Source organism: Phenylobacterium sp. (assembly GCF_041920015.1).
GTDB lineage: Bacteria > Pseudomonadota > Alphaproteobacteria > Caulobacterales > Caulobacteraceae > Phenylobacterium.
Genome location: NZ_JAYRST010000118.1, coordinates 2,861 through 7,100, shown reverse-complemented (window position 1 = coordinate 7,100; position 4,240 = coordinate 2,861). Strand labels below are relative to the sequence as shown.

Here is a 4,240-nt window from a genome sequence, read left to right as displayed (position 1 = left end):
GCTCTGCGTGCTTGGCCCGAAGGCCGAGAAGGACCCTTCGATCCTCGATGCGCCGACCAACGAGGAAGAAGAAGCGCTCTATGCGGTGATGAAGCGCTACCTGAAGGAAAAGCCGGGCTTCTATTCGGCTATCCGCGACGCCATCGGCGGCGTCTCCGAAGAGACCACCACGGGCGTGCACCGGCTCTACCAGATGGCCGAGCGCGGCGAACTGCCGTTCCCGGCGATCAACGTCAACGACAGCGTCACCAAGTCGAAGTTCGACAACCTCTATGGCTGCCGCGAGAGCCTGGTGGACGCCATCCGCCGCGGAACCGACGTGATGTTGTCGGGCAAGGTCGCCGTCGTGCTGGGCTATGGCGACGTGGGCAAGGGCTCGGCGGCCTCGCTGCGCAACGGCGGCGCCCGGGTGATCGTCACCGAGATCGACCCGATCTGCGCCCTGCAGGCGGCCATGGAGGGCTATGAGGTCCAGACCATGGACGACGTGGCCGACAAGGCCGACATCTTCGTCACCGCCACCGGCAACAAGGACGTCCTCACCGTCGAGCACATGCGGCGGATGAAGAACAACGCCATCGTCTGCAACATCGGCCACTTCGACTCGGAAATTCAGATCGCCGGCCTGCGCAACTTCAAGTGGGACGAGATCAAGCCGCAGGTCCATCACGTGGAATTCCCGGACGGCAAGAAGATCATCGTGCTGTCGGAAGGCCGCCTGGTGAACCTGGGCAACGCCACCGGCCACCCGAGCTTCGTGATGAGCGCCAGCTTCACCAACCAGACCCTGGCCCAGATCGAGCTGTGGACCAACAAGGCCAAGTACGAGACCCGGGTCTACACCTTGCCCAAGCACCTGGACGAGAAGGTCGCCTCGCTGCACCTGGAGAAGTTGGGCGCCAAGCTCACCACGCTCTCCAAGGACCAGGCCGACTATATCGGCGTGCCCCAGGCCGGCCCGTTCAAGCCGGATCATTATCGGTACTAACGGATAGTTCCTCCCCCATAAAAAATGGGGGAGGAAAATTGCCTCAGCGCCGGGGTGACCGCCCTGCCCATGGGGGAAGCGTCTATTGACGGTGGCCCTGCCTTCGGGGCTCGGCTAATCAGGTCGCGATGCCGCTCGCGCTGATCATTTCCAGCCATGTCGCCGCCAGCCATGTCGGCGGTTCCGCCCAGGCGAGCGCGCTTTCCACCTTCAAGATCGACGCCATGGTCGTGCCGACCGTGCTGTTCGGCCGCCATCCCGGCTGGGGCCCGCCGGGCGGGGCCAAGGTCGAGCCCGAGGTGATCGAGGGCATGCTGGCCGGGATCGAGGCCAATCGGCTGTTCGGCCAGACCGACCTGGTGCTCACCGGCTATTTCGCCTTTCCCGAACAGGTGGCGGCCGCCGCCAAGGCGATCGACGCGGTGCGCGGCGCCAAGCGCAAGGGCTATGCGGGGGCCGCGGCGCGCCAGCCGGTGGTGATCGTCGACCCGACCCTGGGCGATGCGGGCAAGGGCCTCTATGTGCCGGCCGAGGTCGCCGAGGCGGTGGTGGAGCTGCTCGTGCCCCGCGCCGACATCCTGGCCCCCAACCTGTGGGAGCTGGCGCATCTGACCGGCGAGGACGTGCGCAATGTCGAGGAGGCGCTGATCGCCGCGCGCCGGCTGGGCAAGCCCGCCCTGGTCTCCTCGGTGCCCCGCGGCAAGGAGATCGGTGTGATCTATGCGGCGGAGGGCGAGGCCTGGATGGCGGCCCATCCGCGCCAGCCCTCGGCGCCGAAGGGGACCGGCGACCTGCTCAGCGCCCTGTTCGGCGCGGCCCTGCTGGACGGGCTGACCTCGTCCTACGCGCTCGGACGCGCGGTGGGGGGCGTGGCCGAGACGGTCGCCGCGGCCCACGCCGCCGGCGCGGCCGAACTGCCCATCCTCGCCATGGCCCAGCGGCTGAAGGCGCCTTCTCCCAGCGTGCGATTGGAGCGGCTGACGTGAGCATCGAGATCCATGGCGTCTGCCCCGACCGTTTCGCCGGCGTGCGCGAGGCCTTCGCCGCCAATTTCGAGAGCGGCCAGGAACTGGGCGCGCGCTTCTGCCTGGTCGAGGCGGGCGAGGTGGCGGTCGACCTCTGGGCCGGCTTTGCGGACCGCCAGCGCACGCGGCCGTTCGACGAACACACCCTGACGGCGGTGTTCTCGACCACCAAGGCGGTGGCCTCGCTGCTGATCGCCCGGCTGGTGGACGCCGGCAAGCTCGACTACGGCCAGCGCGTCGCCGAGGTGTGGCCGCAGTTCGGCCAGGCCGGCAAGCAGGACGTCACCGTCGAGCAGGTGATGAGCCACCAGGCGGGCCTGTCGGGCTTTCCGGACGAGATGGACCCGGCGTTGTGGTTCGACTGGGATGCGGTCTGCGCCAAGCTGGCGGCCATGGCGCCGCTGTGGCCGCCAGGCGGCGCTAGCGGCTATCATCCGATCACTTTCGGCTATCTGGCCGGGGAGATCTTCCGCCGGGTCGACGGGCGGACCATGGGGACGGCGCTGCGCGAGGACCTGGCCGGGCCGTTCGATCTCGACCTGTGGATCGGCCTGCCCGACGCCGAGCATGGCCGGGTCGCCGACCTGCAGCGGCCCAGCGGCCTGCCGGATTTCGGCGAGATCAATGCGGCGACCAAGGCGGCCTTCCTGACGCCCTGGTCCTCGCCCGGCGGGCGCGGCCAGGCCGAATGGCGGCGGATTGAGATTCCTTCCGCCAACGGCCACGCCACCGCCCCGGCCCTGGCGCGGCTGATGGGGGCGCTGGCGAACGACGGCTGGCTGGATGGCGAGACGATCCTGTCGCCCGCCCTGATCGCCGAGGCGAGCCGCGAGCGCATCCGCGGGCAGGACCTGGTGCTGCCGTTCGTGATGAGCTGGGGCGCGGGCTTCATGCGCAATAGCGCCGTGAAGGTCTGGGGGCCGGGCGAGGCGACCTTCGGCCATTCCGGCTGGGGCGGCTCGTGCGCCTTCGCCGACCCGCAGACGCGGCTGGCGGGAGCCTATGTGATGAACAAGCAGTCGACCGACCTGATCGGCGACGCGCGCGCCCGGCGGCTGATCGAGGCGGCCTACGCCGCGCTCTGAGCCGCGAGCATCCGGCTGCGCCGCCAGGCGCCGAGGGCGAACACCGCCGCCCCGCCCCAGATGAAGGCGAAGGAGACGCCGCGCAGGAAGGTGAAGGGCTCGCCCTGAGCCACGCCCATCACGAAAGTCATGCTGGGGGCGATGAATTGCAGGAAGCCCATGGCCGAGAACGGGATGCGCCGGGCGGACCAGGAGAACATCATCAGCGGCAGGGCGGTCATCGGCCCGCAGGCCAGCAGCCAGAGGGCGGGCGCCAGGCCGGCGGTGAAGTGGCCCTCTCCCCGGCTTTCCAGCCAGCCGATCAGCAGGACGCCGGGGAGGGCCAGGATCAGGCACTCCACGAGGAGGCCGGTCTGCGCCTCGGCCGCCACCCGCTTGCGGATGATCCCGTAGATGCAGAAGCTGGTGGCGAGCGTCAGGGAGACGATGGGCAGGTGGCCGAGGGCGATGGCCTGGATCGCCACCCCGACCCCGGCCAGGCCGATGGCGCCCTTGCCGACGCCGTCGAGCCGCTCGCGGAAGATCACCGCACCGGCGGCCATGGCCATCAGGGGATTGATGAAATAGCCGAGGCTGGTTTCCAGCACCCGGCCGTTGTTCACCGCCCAGATGAAGACCAGCCAGTTGACGGCGATCACGCCGGCCGACAGCGCCAGCCAGCCGAGGGTGCGCCGATCGCGCAGCACGCGTGCGAGGTCGCCCGTCTGGCGGGCCAGCAGCACGAACAGCAAGGCGGTCGGTACGGCCCAGAGCGTGCGGTGGGCGAGGATTTCCCAGGCGCCGACGCCGATCTTCCCCATCACCTGGAAGGCCAGGGGCACGACGCCCCAGATCAGGTAGCAGGCGCCGCCCACGGCCAGGGCCGCGCCGCGGGCCTGGCCATCGTTCTGGGCGGAAGCGTTCTTGGCCATGTCCGGCTGCGCCTGGGTTCCAGGCTGAACCTGGGATGACGAACGGGGTCGGCCCTTAAGCCGCCGTCTTGCTCTTCAAGAGGCCGCGCTCGTGCAGGAGCTGGGCGATCTGCACCGCGTTGAGGGCCGCGCCCTTGCGCAGGTTGTCGGCTACGACCCACAGGTTCAGGCCGTTCTCGACGGTCGGATCGTTGCGGATGCGGCTGACGAAGACCGGGAACTCGCCCTGGG

General features: G+C 69.4%; 5 protein-coding genes. 3 read left to right on the top strand and 2 right to left on the bottom strand.

The window, feature by feature from the left end; genetic code table 11:
- From ACE3TL_RS16170 to ACE3TL_RS16160, 3 genes are all read left to right on the top strand, one after another.
- Nucleotides 1–988, top strand: a 988-nt coding sequence (locus ACE3TL_RS16170) for an adenosylhomocysteinase (RefSeq protein WP_374579694.1), incomplete at its 5' end; no start/stop codon positions are given.
- Between the two features lie 128 nt (nt 989–1,116).
- Nucleotides 1,117–1,974 (top strand): pyridoxal kinase, encoded by an 858-nt coding sequence (locus ACE3TL_RS16165; protein WP_374579693.1) that lies wholly within the window; start codon nt 1,117–1,119, stop codon nt 1,972–1,974.
- Nucleotides 1,971–3,098, top strand: coding sequence for a serine hydrolase domain-containing protein (locus ACE3TL_RS16160; RefSeq protein WP_374579692.1), 1,128 nt, complete (start codon nt 1,971–1,973; stop codon nt 3,096–3,098). The genes ACE3TL_RS16165 and ACE3TL_RS16160 overlap by 4 nt, the downstream gene beginning before the upstream one ends.
- Here ACE3TL_RS16160 and rarD read toward each other — a convergent pair.
- Entirely contained in the window at nt 3,083–4,009 is a 927-nt protein-coding gene (gene rarD, locus ACE3TL_RS16155) for an EamA family transporter RarD (protein WP_374579691.1), read from the bottom strand. The two genes, ACE3TL_RS16160 and rarD, sit on opposite strands and share 16 nt — an antisense overlap.
- A 55-nt stretch (nt 4,010–4,064) precedes the next feature.
- A partial coding sequence (locus ACE3TL_RS16150; protein WP_374579695.1) for an Asd/ArgC dimerization domain-containing protein occupies nt 4,065–4,240 on the bottom strand: 176 nt, incomplete at its 5' end.